Consider the following 14,411-nt stretch of genomic DNA (forward strand, 5'->3'; position numbering starts at 1 on the left):
TGTACATACATTCTCTTCTGTGTCATTGCTCATAAAAAGGACGCCTCTGATGATTAAGTTTAGCGCAACGTTACTGGCCACGCTGGTCGCTGCCAGCGTGAACGCAGCGACGGTCGATTTGCGGATCATGGAAACCACCGATTTGCACAGCAATATGATGGATTTCGATTATTACAAAGACACCGCAACGGAAAAGTTTGGCCTCGTGCGCACCGCTACGCTGATTGAAAAAGCCCGCCAGGAAGCCAGAAACAGCGTGCTGGTCGATAACGGCGACGTCATTCAGGGAAGTCCTCTGGGTGATTATATGGCCGCCAAAGGACTCAACAATGGCGATGTCCACCCGGTGTATAAGGCGATGAATACGCTGGATTACGCGGTGGGCAACCTCGGTAATCACGAGTTTAACTACGGCCTCGATTTCCTGCATAAAGCGCTCGCCGGGGCGAAATTCCCCTACGTAAACGCCAATATTATCGATGCTAAAACCGGTCAACCGATGTTTACGCCGTACCTGATCAAAGAAACCACGGTGCAGGATCGCGACGGCAAAACGCAGACGCTGCGCATCGGTTATATCGGTTTTGTTCCGCCGCAGATAATGACCTGGGATAAAGCCAATCTCAGCGGCAAAGTGACCGTCAACGACATTACCGAAACCGCGCGTAAATATGTGCCGGAAATGCGTGAAAAAGGGGCGGATGTGGTGGTAGTGGTCGCCCACTCGGGGCTTTCTGCCGATCCGTACCAGGCAATGGCGGAAAACTCGGTTTACTACCTCAGCCAGGTGCCCGGCGTGGATGCCATTATGTTCGGCCACGCGCATGCCGTGTTCCCGGGGAAAGATTTCGCCGGCATTCAAGGTGCAGATATCGAGAAAGGCACGCTGAACGGCATTCCGGCCGTGATGCCCGGCATGTGGGGCGATCATCTCGGGGTCGTCGACCTGGTGTTGAACAACGACGCCGGCCAATGGCGGGTCACCCAGTCCAAAGCGGAAGCGCGCCCTGTCTATGACGCAGTAGCGAAGAAATCCCTGGCTGCGGAAGATGCGGACATGGTGAAAGTGCTGAAAGCCGACCATGACGCCACCCGCGAGTTCGTTAGTAAACCCATCGGCCGCGCTGCGGACAACATGTACAGCTACCTGGCGCTGGTGCAGGACGACCCCACAGTACAGGTGGTGAATATGGCGCAGAAGGCCTATGTCGAACACTTTATTCAGGGCGATCCGGACCTGGCAAAGCTACCGGTGCTCTCTGCCGCCGCACCGTTTAAAGTTGGCGGCCGCAAAAACGATCCGGCCAGCTTCGTCGAAGTGGAGAAAGGCCAACTCACCTTCCGCAATGCCGCCGACCTGTATCTCTACCCAAATACTCTGGTGGTAATGAAGGTCAGCGGTAAAGAGGTTAAAGAGTGGCTGGAGTGCTCCGCCGGGCAGTTTAATCAGATTGACCCGACCAGCAGCAAACCGCAGTCATTAATTAACTGGGACGGATTTCGCACCTATAACTTTGATGTGATTGACGGCGTAAACTATCAGATTGATGTCAGCCAGCCGGCGCGCTACGACGGCGAATGCCAGATGATTCACCCGCAGGCTGAGCGAATTAAAGATCTGACGTTTAACGGTAAGCCTGTTGATCCTAAAGCCACCTTCCTCGTCGCGACCAACAATTACCGCGCCTACGGCGGTAAATTTGCCGGCACCGGCGATAGCCATATTGCGTTTGCCTCCCCGGACGAGAACCGTTCGGTACTGGCAGCATGGATCGGCGCAGAGTCGAAAAAAGCGGGCTCAATCCACCCGGCCGCTGACAACAACTGGCGCCTGGCCCCTGTCCACAGCAGTGTGCCGCTGGATATCCGCTTTGAGACTTCCCCGAGTGAAAAAGCCGCGGCGTTTATTAAAGAGAAAGCACAGTACCCGATGCATCAGGTGGCAACCGACGATATCGGCTTTGCCATTTATCAGCTGGATTTAAGTCAGCCGAAATCTTAAACCTCAGCCACCTGCTCGTGGTTCGCCAGAACCGCGGGCAGATTCAACTCAATCCAGTCCGCCAGCGCTGCCACTTTCGCACTGACCTGCTCGCCAAGCGGCGTCAGGCTATACTCTACGTGCGGCGGGACCACCGGGCGGGAAACCCGGTTGATAAAGCCATCCTGCTCCAGCGCCTGCAGCGACTGAGCCAGCATCTTTTCGCTGACGCCGCCCATTTTACGACGTAGCTCACTGAAGCGATGGGTTCCCCCACGCAGTGCCACCAGGATTAACACCCCCCAGCGGCTGGTCACATGCTTTAGCACATCGCGTGACGGGCACTGTTCGGCAAACAGATTACCGTCGCGCATTTTTTCGCTCAGCGTCGGATTGGCCATTTTCATACTTACCTTTTTGTACGTACTTACTAAAAGTTAGTTAAGGTGTTAGCTTACCACAACTGTCACGCAACACGAAGGAGAAGACTCATGATCGCGATTACCGGCGCAACCGGCCAGCTTGGCCACCTCGTCCTACAGAATCTGTTAAAAACTACCGCCGCCAGCCAGATTGTGGCCATTGTACGTAACCCGGCGAAAGCCGAAGCGCTGAGCCAACAGGGCATTGTGGTCCGCCAGGCTGATTATACCGACGAAGCGGCGTTTACCGCCGCGCTGCAGGGTGTGGATAAGCTGCTGCTGATCTCCTCCAGCGAAGTCGGCCAGCGTACGACGCAGCACCGCAACGTCATCAATGCCGCCAAGGCTGCCGGAGTGAAATTTATCGCCTATACCAGCCTGCTGCATGCCGATAAATCACCGCTTGGCCTGCACGTTGAGCATGTTGAAACCGAGAAATTGCTCGCCGACTCCGGCATCCCTTACGCTCTGCTGCGCAACGGCTGGTACACCGAGAACTACCTCGCCAGCACCCCGCCGGCGCTGGAGCACGGTGTCTTTATCGGTGCCGCCGGTGAAGGCAAAATCGCCGCGGCAACCCGCGCCGATTATGCGCAGGCAGCCGCACGCGTTATCGCAGAAGAGGGCCACGCAGGAAAAGTGTATGAGCTGGCCGGTGACGAGGCCTGGACCCTGAGTGAGCTCGCTGACGCGCTGAGCAAACTGAGCGGTAAAAACGTGGTTTATCAGAACCTGAGCGAAGCCGACTTTGCCGCTGCGCTGAAAAGCGTCGGCCTGCCGGCAGGACTGGCGGACATGCTCGCTGACTCCGATACTGGCGCCGCAAAAGGCGGGCTGTTTGACGACAGCCATACCCTGAGCTCGCTGATTGGCCGCCCGACAACGCCGCTGGCCGAGAGTATCAAAGGCATCCTGTAACGGTTACAAAAAGGTTAATTTTTGTAGCTTCCCGGCGGACCATCCTCAATAATAAAAGGATATCCGTCGGGAGAAACGCAATGCAGGGCGTACCGGAACAGTTCAACGATGAGAAAGACAGCGCGCGCTTTCGCCATCTGGCGCAGCTGCCTGGCGTTGAGCTGTATCATGCCCATATTTCCCGCTATGCGTTCGAACCGCATACCCATGAAGCCTTCGGCATTGGCGCAATAGAGCTCGGCGCCGAGCGTTTTCGCTACCGCGGCAGCCAGTACGTCGCTCCGGCTAACTCCATCGTCACCATGAACCCTGATGAGCTACACACCGGTGAGGCGGCTACCGCCGATGGCTGGCGCTACCGAATGCTCTATCTGGAACCGCAGATGCTGGAAGACGTTACCGGCGTGCGGCACTGGTGGTTCAGCGATGTGGTGCGCCAGGATCCACGGCGCTCGCAGCGGCTCTGTCAGCTTATCTATGGCTTATGGCATACCGACGACACGCTGGCGCAGCAGGGTCTGTTGCTGGACGTGATTGATACGTTCCGACCGCTGGCCCATCACGCCCCCGTTATCACGGAAGCCGCCCACCGCTTCGAGCGAGTGCGTGACTATCTGCATGACAACTATATGCACGCCGTCTCGCTCGATGAGCTGGCGCAGGTTGCCGCCCTGAGCCCGTATCACTTTCAGCGCCAGTTTAAGGCGCATTTCCACGTCACGCCCCACCAGATGCTAATGGCCATTCGCCTGTGGCGAGCCAAAGCATTTCTCACCCACGGAATGCCCGCCGCCGAAGTCGCCGCCGCCGCTGGCCTGACCGATCAGTCGCATCTGACCCGCGCCTTTACCCGCCGCTACGGCATCACCCCGGTACGCTACCAAAAACAGGTCGCCCGGCGCTGATGAATGCGCAATCTCATACAATATTTCCCGACGCGACCTCTTCTACACTTTAGCCAACTGAAACTGGTACGGATGGCGTGATGATTAGTGGTGTGTTGTATGCCCTGCTGGCGGGGCTGATGTGGGGGCTGATATTCGTCGGCCCGGTGCTGGTGCCGGAATACCCGGCGGTACTGCAATCCATGGGGCGCTATCTGGCGCTGGGGCTGATTGCCCTGCCGCTGGCCTGGCTTGGTCGCGTGCGGCTGCGCCAGCTTTCCGGGCGTGACTGGTGGACCGCGCTGGGGCTGACCATGATGGGCAACCTGATCTATTACGTTTGCCTCGCCAGCGCCATTCAGCGTACCGGCGCGCCGGTATCAACCATGATTATCGGTACGCTTCCGGTGGTGTTGCCGGTGATGGCTAACCTGCTCTACAGCCAGCGCGATGGCAAGCTGCCGTGGCGACGTCTCTTTCCGGCGCTCTCCTGCATTGCTCTCGGCCTGGTGTGCGTCAATATTGCCGAACTTCGCCAGGGTCTGCCCAATTTCAGTATCTGGCGCTACGGTTCCGGTATTGGCCTGGCGTTGATTTCGGTGGCCTGCTGGGCATGGTACGCTTTGCGTAATGCCCGCTGGCTGCGGGAAAACCCGGATAAGCACCCGATGATGTGGGCGACGGCACAGGCGCTGGTGACGCTACCTGTCTCACTGGCAGGCTACCTGATTGCCTGCGGGTGGCTGCATACTCAACAGGCTGAATTCCCCCTTCCCTTCGGCCCACGTCCCTTGCTTTTCGTGACGCTGATGCTGGCCATTGCCGTCCTCTGTTCCTGGGTCGGCGCATTGTGCTGGAATATTGCCAGCCAGAAACTCCCGACGGTCATCCTCGGGCCGCTTATCGTCTTCGAAACGCTGGCTGGTCTGCTGTATACCTTCCTTCTGCGGCAAAGTATGCCACCTGCGCTGACGCTCAGCGGCATCCTGCTGCTGGTTCTCGGTGTGGTCTATGCGGTCTGTTCCCGACCACAAAAGCCGGTGGTGCTGGAACGGGTCGGCGAGCATAAAAAATAGCCTGGTATCCGAAAGGGGTATTTCCTTGCCCATAAGATGCATTTAATATGCATCTTATATTTTTAAAGACGAGGTATCCGCTATGGCTTTTCGTGACCAACCTTTAGGCGAGCTGGCGCTGACGATCCCGCGCGCTTCCTCGCTATTTCGTAAATATGATATGGACTACTGCTGCGGTGGCAAACAGACCCTGGAACGCGCCGCATCGCGCAAGGAACTGGACGTCGCGATGATTGAAGACGAGCTGGCGAAGCTGGCGGAAGAGCCGGTTGAAAAAGACTGGCGCGCTGCACCGTACGCGGAAATCATCGACCATATCATCGTGCGCTATCACGACCGCCATCGCGAACAGCTGCCGGAGCTTATCCTGCAGGCCACTAAAGTTGAGCGCGTTCACGCCGACAAACCCGGCGTACCGAGCGGCCTGACCAAATACCTGACTATGCTGCATCAGGAGCTCTCCAGCCACATGATGAAAGAAGAGCAGATCCTGTTCCCGATGATCAAACAGGGTATGGGTACCCACGCCGCCGGCCCCATCAGCGTCATGGAAAGCGAGCACGACGAAGCCGGTGAGCTGCTGGAAGTGATTAAGCACGTCACCAACAATGTCACTCCGCCGCCGGAAGCCTGTACCACATGGAAAGCGATGTACAACGGCATTAACGAGCTGATCGACGATCTGATGGAGCACATCAGCCTGGAGAACAATGTGCTGTTTCCACGTGCCCTCGCTGGAAAATAAAAAAGGCGCCCGCAGGCGCCCTCGACATTGTCAGTATCATTGGCCACCTCGGTGGCCTTTTTTATGACGGGCCGTTGCAAGCAACGTTAAAAATCTCTCCCGAAGATTTTTTTATTTCACCAGACGCTTCTTGCCGGCAAAGAACCAGCCCACCGCCAGCAGAACGAACCACAGAGGAGTCACGATCAGCGCTTCACGCGTGTCGGTTTCCAGGGTCAACAGCACCAGGACGAAGGCGAAGAATGCCATGCAGACCCAGCACATCAGCTTACCCAGCGGCATCTTATATTTGGACTGCTCATGCAGCTGCGGACGCTTTTTACGGTAGACCAGGTACGAACACAGAATAATGGTCCAGACGAACATAAACAGGATCGCAGATACCGTGGTAATCATGGTGAAGGCGGCAATCACGCTCGGATTCACCATCAGCATCACCACGCCGCCCAGCAGGCACATGCAGGAGAAGGTCAGCCCTTTCGCCGGCACCGCACGTTTCGACAGTTTGGCAAACATTGACGGCGCCTGACCGTCCTGGGCCAGGCCGAACAGCATACGGCTGGTTGAGAACACGCCGCTGTTGGCCGAAGAAGCCGCCGAAGTCAGTACCACAAAGTTAATCAGGCTGGCAGCGGCCGGCAGGCCGACCAGCACAAACAGCTCGACGAACGGGCTCTTGGTCGGTACTACGGAGCTCCACGGCGTTACTGACATAATCACGATCAGCGCGAAGACGTAGAACATAATAATACGCAGCGGGATGGAGTTAATCGCACGCGGCAGGGATTTCTCCGGATCTTTGGTTTCCGCAGCGGTGGTTCCCACCAGCTCAATACCTACGAAAGCAAAGACCGCTATCTGGAAACCGGCAAAAAACCCGCTGATGCCTTTCGGGAACCAGCCACCGTCATTCCACAGATGGGCAAAAGAAGCCTCCACGCCGGTCGGCGATTTGAAATGCATCATCACCATCACCAGGCCAACCACAATCAGTCCCACGATAGCGACGATTTTGATCATCGCGAACCAGAACTCCATTTCACCGAACATTTTTACGGTGGCCAGGTTAAGGCTCAAGAGCAGCAGGATGACCGCCAGCGAAGCAACCCAGTCGGAAAGTCCGGGGAACCAGAACTGGGCGTAGGCGGTAATTGCCACCACGTCGGCCATCCCGGTGACCACCCAGCAGAACCAATAGGTCCAGCCGGTAAAGTAGCCTGCCCACGGCCCCAGAAGGTCGGCGGCAAAATCACTGAACGATTTATATTCCAGATTCGACAGCAGTAATTCGCCCATGGCGCGCATAACGAAAAACAGCATAAAGCCGATGATCATATAAACAAAAATGATGGATGGCCCGGCGAGGCTGATGGTTTTGCCGGAGCCCATAAACAGCCCGGTGCCGATGGCGCCACCAATAGCAATAAGCTGGATATGTCGATTCGTGAGATTTCGCCGTAGCGATTGTTCAGTCGGAGCCTGCTCTTCAGCAGCGACTTTAACCTGATCTACCATGTGATTTTCTTCCTGTTGTACCTGTCTGTGTTGTTCAGGCTCTGATGGCCCGTCATTCGTCATTACCCTGGAAAAGGGCTTATCGATATTAGGTAAGAATCGGAGGGATGAATACTATGATTTAGATATAATGTTAATTATATGTTTAAAGTGAGTGTTATATCACTCCTACAGCGCGAAACAGCTCACAAAAATACACCCAAAAAGCCTGGAAGCAATATAAAATTCCAGTAAATTTCTAACTTAAGTATTTTACGCTATTTTTTATTGCCTCCTCCCCCTGACGGGAGAGGAAGCACCTGCTGATTAGATAATATCCAGCAGTTCAACTTCAAAAATCAGGGTGCTGAACGGAGGAATGGAAGCTCCTGCGCCGCGCTCGCCGTAGGCCAGGTTGTGCGGAATAGTCAGTTCCCATTTAGAGCCTACCGGCATCAGAGTCAGCGCTTCAATCCAGCCACCGATAACGCCAGTTACCGGGAATTCAGCCGGTTCACCGCGCGCCACGGAGCTATCAAATACGGTTCCGTCGATCAGTTTACCGGTGTAATGCACACGAACGTGGTCGGTACGCGCCGGGATTGCGCCTTCACCCTGAGTCAGAACGCGGAACTGCAGGCCAGATTCGGTGCTGTTCACGCCTTCGCGCTCGCGGTTTTCATCCAGATATTTCTGGCCATCGGCCGCCATCTCCTGGAAACGCTCACGACGGACCGCATCGGCGCGTTCGTGGATTTCACGCAGCGCGCGATGAACGGCTTCCACCGGCACCTGCGGCTGATTACCTTCCAGCGCATCGGCAATGCCGGCAACCAGTGCTTCAGGCAGCAGCCCCTGCAGGCCGGATTCGCTCAGCTGTTGTCCAACCTGCAAGCCAATACCGTAACTTGCCTGCGCTTCAATAGTGTCAAAAGTCGGGGTTGCCATCTTCTTTCCTTATTTTTCGGGGGGAAAATTTCATACTCAACGAATTCCGAATAGTAAGAAGACGGCAGGCAGGTGATTCCCCGATAGCACAGACCACTGTGTAACCGGAGGAAGCAGGCGCAGCCAGCGCGTCAGCAACTCGAAAGACGACGAGCATAAAGTGGTGGGCAGCATATCAGCCATCGTCCGATGGGTAAAACTTTGTCGCGGAGATGATGACAAATCTGAGGGAAACAGAAACAATAGGAGATATCAGGTTAACCTCACGAAACATATCTTTGTCTCGGCCATCAGGAAGTTAGCCATCTATACTCTACGGAGCAGGATAAAAATATGCGGAGCAGGAGGAAAGCCATGCCCGGGCGCTTTGATATCACACCTACCCTGGCGAAGATCTGGCACGCCCCGGATCATATTCGCATTATGGATCCGCTGCCGCCAATGCATCGCCGAGGCATCATTGCCGGCGCACTGCTGGTGATTATCGGCATACTGCTCCCGTCGACGGATAGCAGCAGCCCGGTGCAAAACGGCCGGGAAGCCAGTATCGATCTGCAATCGCAGTCCCAGTCGCAATCATCCCAGCAGGCCATGCCGCTGCCGCCGATTACCACCACGCCGACGGTGAATGACACCGATCAGATGGCACCGGTGGCGCCGGAACCCGTTCAGGATGAGCCGGTGGAACAGGGGCAAACCCAGGCCTATTCTCAACCACAGCAGCAGCAACAGCAGCAGTCGACTCCGGGGATTGAGCAACAGTGGCGGACCTACCGCATCGAAGCGGGTAAAACCCTGGCTCAGCTGTTCCGCGATCATAACCTTCCGCCAACCGACGTCTATGCGATGGCTCAGGTGGAAGGTCCGGGCAAACCGCTCAGTTCGCTGCAAACCGGGCAGACGGTGCAGATCCGCCAGAATGCGAATGGCGTAGTGACCGGCCTGACTATCGATATCGGCGGCGGGCAGCAGGTGCTGTTCACCCGTCAGGCGAACGGCAGCTTTATCCGCGCACGGTAATCTCACCGCAATACGCGCTGGCAGCGCCGGGTTCGTTACCCGGCCTGTCGCACAATACTGACCCGGTTTACCCAGCCTATCCCGAAACAGACCAGCACCAGCGCAATCGCATATTTAAGCTCAAAAATATTCTCGCCGAGGAAAATAGCCGACAGCACGGTCCCCGCAATGGGGATGACGAAGCTAAACGGCGCAATCATGCTGACACGATTGTACTTCAGCAATACGCTCCACAGCGCAAACGCCACAGAAGAGAGCAGCGTCAAATAGGCCAGTACCATAAGCGCCGTCATACTGTGTATTACCAGCGTCCCTCCAGTCAGATATCCCCCCACGACCAGCACCAGGCCACCAAAAGCCAGCTGCCACCCGGTCATCACCGTCGGGTCCACGGTTTGCGAGATCTGTTTGCCATACAGCGTCGCCGCCGACAGGATAAATGCCGCCAGCACGACGAATCCATCGCCGCACCAGACAAAACTGAAATCACTCAGCGAATCGGTAAAGTTCACCAGCATGACACCCGCGAAGCCGAGGACGCAGCCGATAGTTTTGTTGTAGCTCAGCCGGTCATTTTGATAGATAAAGTGCGCCAGCAGTACACTAAAAAAGGTACTGGTGGCATTCATGATTGAGCCTTTAATACCGGTCGTAAATGCCAGGCCGACGTAAAAAAAAGCATACTGAATGGAGGTTTGCGTCAGGCCCAATAGCGCCAGCTGCCCGTACTGACGGCCATTCAAGCGGGCAATGGGCTTGCGCTGTGCCAGCGCGAACAGCAGGAGCAGCACGCCGGCGAACAGGAAACGATAGCCGGCAAAGACAATTTTGGTCGGGACATCGTCCGTGGCAATGTGAAAAAGCTGGTAACCGCTTTTAATAGCCGGGTAGGAGCTTCCCCACAGCAAACAGCAGAGTGTCGCGCAGGCGTAAGCCACTTTCTTGCGGGAAAAAACTGAAGGGGTGGAAAGCGTATCCATTCACATCACCAGAAATAAAATATCGTTTCATTTTATTATCCAGAAATGGAGGATGAATAGCTACCATACAAGATGCTAAATGTGCGGATGCCAGAAAAGCAAAACGCCGGCACAAGGCCGGCGTCTCGACGCAAACTGAGTAAAAAATTACTCAGCTACAACGTTAACAACCAGTTTCGCGAAGACTTCGCTGTGAACCTGGAAGTCCACTTCGTGCTCACCGGTGGTGCGCAGAACGCCGTTCGGCAGACGAACTTCGCTCTTGGCAACAGCAACGCCAGCTGCAGTTACAGCGTCAGCGATGTCGCGGGTACCGATGGAACCGAACAGTTTACCTTCGTCGCCAGATTTAGACGCGATGGTAACGGTGCCCAGTGCATTGATTGCTTCAGCACGTGCGTTAGCAGCGTTCAGAACGTCAGCCAGTTTGGCTTCCAGTTCAGCACGGCGTGCTTCGAAAAACTCAACGTTTTTCTTGGTAGCTGGAACAGCTTTACCCTGTGGTACCAGGAAGTTACGAGCATAGCCCGCTTTAACGTTAACCTGATCACCCAGGCTACCCAGGTTTGCTACTTTATCAAGCAGAATAACTTGCATTACCTTATCCTCTTAAAGTCGTTAATAGACAGCGGCCGATTACTGATGACGATCGGTATACGGCAGCAGGGACAAGTAGCGAGCGCGCTTGATGCAGCGAGCCAGCTGACGCTGGTATTTTGCACGAGTACCGGTGATACGGCTCGGGACAATTTTACCGCTTTCGGTAATGTAGTTTTTCAACGTTGCGATATCTTTGTAATCAATCTCAACAACGCCTTCCGCGGTGAAACGGCAGAACTTGCGACGACGGAAATAACGTGCCATTTGGCTAGTCTCCAGAATCTATCAATTCAATCTGCTCGGCATGCAGAACCATTTTGCTCAGGCCGTTCTTTGCCTTGTGGCAAGAAATGAACCCCCGAACGATGACTGCACTACCGACCGTTATACTGTGAGTAATGGCCTGGTTTTGGTGTCCGCTAATGATAACGGGCATTTGGCACCATGCCTGCCGGTGAAAACCGGCTTCCTCCTGCACTGAACGATGCTCAAGCACGAACTGGCAGTGTGGAATTCCTGACGGGCTGACCTTACGAATTGGCGTCCTGCAAATAATGCCGGACAGCTCCAGACGGTTGGTCATCAGGATTACTCTTCAGAATCCCCAGCTTCGGAATCATCTGCGGTTTCGTTTGCGAAATCTTCGCGACGCTCACGGCGCTCGTCTTTCGCTTTAACCATCGGAGATGCTTCGGTAACAGCGTGCTTAGTACGCATTACCATGCTGCGGATAACGGCGTCGTTGAAGCGGAAGTTTGTTTCCAGCTCATCGATCGCTTCCTGCGGGGCTTCAACGTTCAGCAGAACGTAGTGAGCTTTGTGCAGTTTGTTGATCGGGTAAGCCAGCTGACGGCGGCCCCAGTCTTCCAGACGGTGGATCGTACCTTCTGCTGCAGTGATTGCACCAGTGTAACGTTCGATCATACCCGGAACCTGTTCGCTCTGGTCAGGATGGACCATAAAAACGATTTCGTAATGACGCATCGAATTGCTCCTTACGGATTATTCAGCCTCCTGTCTGGGTCAGCCGCGGCCCATGGAGGCAAGGAACGTGGTTAAAGGGCGGCTGAAAAATTGACGCGTCATTCTACGTTCGGAGCCCCAGGAAGACAAGCGAATTGCACAAATAATTCGCACTAACGGCAAAGCCGCGCTAAGTCAGTGATTTAAAATTAATCAATGACGGCAGCGACACTTTTTTGAACAACTCCATCAGAAATGGTCGCGATAGACCCGACAGCCAGAGATTACACTTATATCAAAGCTATCGATAACCCACGAGGACCCCGGATTCAAGCCAGAATGGCCGACAGAACGTCAGGAGCGTAGAGTATGAAAAACATCATCATTGCCGCTATGGCTGCGCTTTTACTGAGTGCCAACGCGCTCGCAGCCATCAAGATCGATGGACGCCAGGCTCGTAACATGGATGACGTGCAGAGCCTGGGCGTTATCTATATCAACCATAATATGGCCACTGAACAAGAGGCCGACCAGGCACTGAGTCAGTTGAGCGATAAGCAGGGCGCAAAATATTTTCAACCGATCCTGATTCACGAACCGGAAAGCAACGGCGTGATTCATGCCAGCGCCGCCATCTATCGCTAATAACCGGCGCTTTGACTTCGCCCCGTAACGGGGTGAAGTCTTAATGCCATCGCCTCGACGTTTTCGCCGGAGCGATAGTGCGTGAATGGATGCTTGCTGGCATGCGATTGCCAACAATACGAAAAATGGCTCCGGAGCAGACCGGTTAATTCATCATCAAGATGAATGGCTCCGGAGCACATGCGTTACTTTTGCCCGTAATAGGCATTAGGTCCGTGCTTTCGCATAAAGTGTTTGTCCATCAGCCAGCTATCGATCGGCTTCAGCTGCGGATTGATTCCGCGTGCAATCCACGCCATCCGCGCCACTTCTTCCATCACCACCGCGTTATGCACCGCATCGTGCGCATCTTTACCCCAGGTAAAAGGTCCGTGTTGATACACCACTATCCCCGGCGTAAGCAGCGGTTCTATCTCGCCCAGCGTTTCGATGATCACCCGCCCGGTGTTCAGTTCATAAGCCTCCTCCACTTCCCTCGGGCTCAACGCTCTGGTGCAAGGGATATCGCCAAAGAAGTGGTCTGCATGGGTCGTTCCCAGCGCGGGAATAGCCAGCCCGGCCTGCGCCCAGGCCGTCGCGTGCGTCGAGTGGGTATGCACCACGCCGCCAAGGCTCGGATAGCGGCGATAGAGCGCAAGATGGGTGGCGGTATCGGAAGAAGGACGATACCGCCCTTCCACCACGTTACCCTGCAGATCCACAACCACCATATCGCTCGCTTGCATCGTCTCGTAGGCCACACCGCCCGGCTTAATTACCACCAGCCCGCGCTCGCGATCGATCGCGCTCACATTACCCCAGGTAAAGGTCACCAGGCCGTAGCGCGGCAAATCCATGTTGGCTTCAAAAACCTGCTGCTTGAGTTTTTGCATTATGCCGCCTCCACCAACCCGGCGCTGGCCATCCGCGCCATCACCCAATCGCGGGCTTTCGCCACCTCCGCTACCGGATCGTCGGTCGTTTCGCTCCACATTTCAATCAGGTAGGGTCCGCAGTAGCCGGTTTGCCTGAGTGTCTCAAAGCAGCGTTCGAAATCAACGACCCCTTCACCAAACGGGACGTTTTTAAAGACGCCGGGTTTAGTATCCTTCACATGTACCGCCACGATATGCCCCATCCCGGCCTGTAACTCCATCTGCACATCGTTATCCCATGCCGACAGGTTGCCGATATCCGGATAGAGCTGGAACCACGGATTATTCAGGTAGTGGGCGTAGCCCAGCGCTTTACTGATCGAGCTCATCAGCGGGTAGTCCATAATTTCCATCGCCAGCGTCACCTGCGCGCGGCTCGCCATTTCGACGCTCTCTTTCAGGCCATCGCGGAAACGACGGCGCGTCTCGTTGTTGGCTTCCTGATAGTAAACGTCATAACCCGCAAGCTGAATCACCCGAATGCCTACATCCTGCGCCAGCTGAATGGCTTTGCGCATAATCTCCAGCCCCTGCGCTCGCACCGCGTCATCTTCGCTACCAAGCGGGAAGCGCCGGTGGGCGCTGAGGCACATAGAGGGCACCCGTACCCCGGTTTCAGCAATCGCGTTGACGAGCTCCAGGCGCTGCTCCCGGCTCCAGTCAAGCCGTTCCAGGCGAGCGTCAGTCTCATCCACCGACATTTCGACAAAGTCAAAACCAAGCTCTTTCGCCAGCCGCAGACGATCCAGCCAGCTCCCGCCGGCAGGGAGCGCCTTTTCATAGATGCCGAGCGGAATTTTTTTCGACAGCATAACCGCTCC

Annotated in this window: 17 protein-coding genes; 7 read left to right on the forward strand and 10 right to left on the reverse strand. The window is 55.4% G+C overall.

Annotation, left to right across the window (positions count from 1 at the left end; genetic code table 11):
* Window positions 1–49 precede the first annotated feature (49 nt).
* Window positions 50–2,002 carry a bifunctional 2',3'-cyclic-nucleotide 2'-phosphodiesterase/3'-nucleotidase gene (locus tag ACMYSK_RS16905; RefSeq protein ID WP_434637100.1) on the forward strand — a complete coding sequence of 651 codons (1,953 nt, stop codon included), beginning with the start codon at window positions 50–52 and terminating at the stop codon, window positions 2,000–2,002.
* Here ACMYSK_RS16905 and ACMYSK_RS16910 read toward each other — a convergent pair.
* The gene (locus ACMYSK_RS16910) at window positions 1,999–2,382 is read right to left on the reverse strand and encodes a winged helix-turn-helix transcriptional regulator (protein WP_434644174.1); all 384 of its coding nucleotides are present in this window, start codon (window positions 2,380–2,382) and stop codon (window positions 1,999–2,001) included. The two genes, ACMYSK_RS16905 and ACMYSK_RS16910, sit on opposite strands and share 4 nt — an antisense overlap.
* Window positions 2,383–2,472: 90 nt before the next feature.
* Between ACMYSK_RS16910 and ACMYSK_RS16915 the strand changes: the two genes are divergently transcribed.
* From ACMYSK_RS16915 to ytfE, 4 genes are all read left to right on the forward strand, one after another.
* Entirely contained in the window at window positions 2,473–3,321 is an 849-nt protein-coding gene (locus ACMYSK_RS16915) for an SDR family oxidoreductase (protein WP_434637102.1), read from the forward strand.
* A gap of 80 nt (window positions 3,322–3,401) precedes the next feature.
* A complete protein-coding gene (locus tag ACMYSK_RS16920) occupies window positions 3,402–4,226 on the forward strand; it encodes an AraC family ligand binding domain-containing protein (protein WP_434637104.1) in 825 nt (274 codons plus the stop codon).
* Window positions 4,227–4,306: 80 nt separating this feature from the next.
* Window positions 4,307–5,281, forward strand: coding sequence for a DMT family transporter (locus ACMYSK_RS16925; protein WP_434637106.1), 975 nt, complete (start codon window positions 4,307–4,309; stop codon window positions 5,279–5,281).
* 82 nt (window positions 5,282–5,363) lie between these two features.
* Window positions 5,364–6,026 (forward strand): iron-sulfur cluster repair protein YtfE, encoded by a 663-nt coding sequence (ytfE, locus tag ACMYSK_RS16930; RefSeq protein ID WP_434637108.1) that lies wholly within the window; start codon window positions 5,364–5,366, stop codon window positions 6,024–6,026.
* A gap of 111 nt (window positions 6,027–6,137) precedes the next feature.
* Here the strand turns inward: ytfE and cycA are convergent, their stop codons facing one another.
* Both cycA and fklB read right to left on the reverse strand, forming a co-directional pair.
* Window positions 6,138–7,541 carry a D-serine/D-alanine/glycine transporter gene (cycA, locus tag ACMYSK_RS16935; RefSeq protein ID WP_434637110.1) on the reverse strand — a complete coding sequence of 468 codons (1,404 nt, stop codon included), beginning with the start codon at window positions 7,539–7,541 and terminating at the stop codon, window positions 6,138–6,140.
* A gap of 306 nt (window positions 7,542–7,847) precedes the next feature.
* Complete coding sequence (gene fklB, locus ACMYSK_RS16940) at window positions 7,848–8,468, reverse strand: FKBP-type peptidyl-prolyl cis-trans isomerase (protein ID WP_434637112.1); 621 nt, start codon at window positions 8,466–8,468, stop codon at window positions 7,848–7,850.
* A gap of 354 nt (window positions 8,469–8,822) precedes the next feature.
* On the opposite strand from fklB, the gene ACMYSK_RS16945 reads away from it, so the two are divergent.
* Window positions 8,823–9,488 (forward strand): LysM-like peptidoglycan-binding domain-containing protein, encoded by a 666-nt coding sequence (locus ACMYSK_RS16945; RefSeq protein WP_434637114.1) that lies wholly within the window; start codon window positions 8,823–8,825, stop codon window positions 9,486–9,488.
* Window positions 9,489–9,523: 35 nt separating this feature from the next.
* Here the strand turns inward: ACMYSK_RS16945 and ACMYSK_RS16950 are convergent, their stop codons facing one another.
* The 5 genes from ACMYSK_RS16950 to rpsF all read right to left on the reverse strand — a co-directional run bounded on the left by ACMYSK_RS16950 (window position 9,524) and on the right by rpsF (window position 12,052).
* The gene (locus ACMYSK_RS16950) at window positions 9,524–10,468 is read right to left on the reverse strand and encodes a DMT family transporter (RefSeq protein ID WP_434637116.1); all 945 of its coding nucleotides are present in this window, start codon (window positions 10,466–10,468) and stop codon (window positions 9,524–9,526) included.
* Between the two features lie 147 nt (window positions 10,469–10,615).
* Window positions 10,616–11,065: a 50S ribosomal protein L9 gene (gene rplI, locus ACMYSK_RS16955; RefSeq protein WP_110274450.1), complete on the reverse strand. Its 450-nt coding sequence runs from the start codon at window positions 11,063–11,065 to the stop codon at window positions 10,616–10,618.
* 39 nt (window positions 11,066–11,104) lie between these two features.
* Window positions 11,105–11,332: a 30S ribosomal protein S18 gene (rpsR, locus tag ACMYSK_RS16960; protein WP_002210155.1), complete on the reverse strand. Its 228-nt coding sequence runs from the start codon at window positions 11,330–11,332 to the stop codon at window positions 11,105–11,107.
* Between the two features lie 4 nt (window positions 11,333–11,336).
* The gene (priB, locus tag ACMYSK_RS16965) at window positions 11,337–11,651 is read right to left on the reverse strand and encodes a primosomal replication protein N (RefSeq protein WP_041143726.1); all 315 of its coding nucleotides are present in this window, start codon (window positions 11,649–11,651) and stop codon (window positions 11,337–11,339) included.
* A gap of 5 nt (window positions 11,652–11,656) precedes the next feature.
* A complete protein-coding gene (gene rpsF, locus ACMYSK_RS16970; RefSeq protein ID WP_004098001.1) occupies window positions 11,657–12,052 on the reverse strand; it encodes a 30S ribosomal protein S6 in 396 nt (131 codons plus the stop codon).
* Between the two features lie 348 nt (window positions 12,053–12,400).
* Between rpsF and ACMYSK_RS16975 the strand changes: the two genes are divergently transcribed.
* Window positions 12,401–12,676, forward strand: a complete 276-nt coding sequence (locus ACMYSK_RS16975) for a DUF1471 domain-containing protein (RefSeq protein ID WP_434637118.1) — start codon at window positions 12,401–12,403, stop codon at window positions 12,674–12,676.
* Between the two features lie 185 nt (window positions 12,677–12,861).
* Here ACMYSK_RS16975 and ACMYSK_RS16980 read toward each other — a convergent pair whose 3' ends face one another.
* Window positions 12,862–13,548: an L-ribulose-5-phosphate 4-epimerase gene (locus ACMYSK_RS16980; protein ID WP_434637120.1), complete on the reverse strand. Its 687-nt coding sequence runs from the start codon at window positions 13,546–13,548 to the stop codon at window positions 12,862–12,864.
* Entirely contained in the window at window positions 13,548–14,402 is an 855-nt protein-coding gene (locus tag ACMYSK_RS16985) for an L-ribulose-5-phosphate 3-epimerase (RefSeq protein ID WP_434637122.1), read from the reverse strand. Before ACMYSK_RS16985 ends, ACMYSK_RS16980 begins: the two co-directional genes overlap by 1 nt.
* Window positions 14,403–14,411: the final 9 nt, after the last annotated feature.

This window comes from Klebsiella sp. I138, assembly GCF_051131765.1.
Lineage (GTDB): Bacteria > Pseudomonadota > Gammaproteobacteria > Enterobacterales > Enterobacteriaceae > Klebsiella.

Coding starts and splice junctions, on each gene's coding strand:
- ACMYSK_RS16905 (WP_434637100.1), top strand. CDS start 50: ATGATTAAGTTTAGCGCAACGTTACTGGCCACGCTGGTCGCTGCCAGC.
- ACMYSK_RS16910 (WP_434644174.1), bottom strand. CDS start 2,382: ATGGCCAATCCGACGCTGAGCGAAAAAATGCGCGACGGTAATCTGTTT.
- ACMYSK_RS16915 (WP_434637102.1), top strand. CDS start 2,473: ATGATCGCGATTACCGGCGCAACCGGCCAGCTTGGCCACCTCGTCCTA.
- ACMYSK_RS16920 (WP_434637104.1), top strand. CDS start 3,402: ATGCAGGGCGTACCGGAACAGTTCAACGATGAGAAAGACAGCGCGCGC.
- ACMYSK_RS16925 (WP_434637106.1), top strand. CDS start 4,307: ATGATTAGTGGTGTGTTGTATGCCCTGCTGGCGGGGCTGATGTGGGGG.
- ytfE (WP_434637108.1), top strand. CDS start 5,364: ATGGCTTTTCGTGACCAACCTTTAGGCGAGCTGGCGCTGACGATCCCG.
- cycA (WP_434637110.1), bottom strand. CDS start 7,541: ATGGTAGATCAGGTTAAAGTCGCTGCTGAAGAGCAGGCTCCGACTGAA.
- fklB (WP_434637112.1), bottom strand. CDS start 8,468: ATGGCAACCCCGACTTTTGACACTATTGAAGCGCAGGCAAGTTACGGT.
- ACMYSK_RS16945 (WP_434637114.1), top strand. CDS start 8,823: ATGCCCGGGCGCTTTGATATCACACCTACCCTGGCGAAGATCTGGCAC.
- ACMYSK_RS16950 (WP_434637116.1), bottom strand. CDS start 10,468: ATGGATACGCTTTCCACCCCTTCAGTTTTTTCCCGCAAGAAAGTGGCT.
- rplI (WP_110274450.1), bottom strand. CDS start 11,065: ATGCAAGTTATTCTGCTTGATAAAGTAGCAAACCTGGGTAGCCTGGGT.
- rpsR (WP_002210155.1), bottom strand. CDS start 11,332: ATGGCACGTTATTTCCGTCGTCGCAAGTTCTGCCGTTTCACCGCGGAA.
- priB (WP_041143726.1), bottom strand. CDS start 11,651: ATGACCAACCGTCTGGAGCTGTCCGGCATTATTTGCAGGACGCCAATT.
- rpsF (WP_004098001.1), bottom strand. CDS start 12,052: ATGCGTCATTACGAAATCGTTTTTATGGTCCATCCTGACCAGAGCGAA.
- ACMYSK_RS16975 (WP_434637118.1), top strand. CDS start 12,401: ATGAAAAACATCATCATTGCCGCTATGGCTGCGCTTTTACTGAGTGCC.
- ACMYSK_RS16980 (WP_434637120.1), bottom strand. CDS start 13,548: ATGCAAAAACTCAAGCAGCAGGTTTTTGAAGCCAACATGGATTTGCCG.
- ACMYSK_RS16985 (WP_434637122.1), bottom strand. CDS start 14,402: ATGCTGTCGAAAAAAATTCCGCTCGGCATCTATGAAAAGGCGCTCCCT.